Raw genomic sequence first — 321 nt, 5'->3', positions numbered from 1 at the left:
AGGTCCTGTCCCGCCAACCTGCGCTCGAGCGCCAGCACCTCATCCTCGAGCCGGGCCGCCGATGCCGCCGCCGTCTCGCCCGCCGGCGTCGGCGCGTAACCGTCGCGAAACCGCTCGAACAGCCGCGTTCCGATCGCGGTTTCGATCGTGCCAAGGCGGCGAAACACCGTCGAATGCGTGACGCCGAGCTTGCGCGCCGCCCCCGACAGGCTGCCTTCCCGCGCGACGGCGAGGACGAGCCGAAGATCATTCCAGTCGAGAGGGCTGTGCATTTTTGCAAACTCACTTCGCATCTCCAGACAATACCTTATCACAAACAGA

Annotated in this window: 1 protein-coding gene; it reads right to left on the bottom strand. The window is 65.4% G+C overall.

What is annotated here, in order from left to right; all coding sequences use genetic code 11:
• Positions 1 to 272: helix-turn-helix domain-containing protein (locus FNJ47_RS46880; protein ID WP_236000613.1), on the bottom strand; the 272-nt coding region annotated here is incomplete at its 3' end.
• Between the last annotated feature and the right edge of the window lie 49 nt (positions 273 to 321).

Origin of the sequence: Bradyrhizobium uaiense (genome assembly GCF_010811875.1) — a bacterium.
Taxonomy (GTDB): Bacteria; Pseudomonadota; Alphaproteobacteria; order Rhizobiales; family Xanthobacteraceae; genus Bradyrhizobium; species Bradyrhizobium uaiense.
The sequence above is the reverse complement of the archived record's forward strand: the minus strand, read 5'-3'. Positions and strand labels throughout refer to the sequence as shown.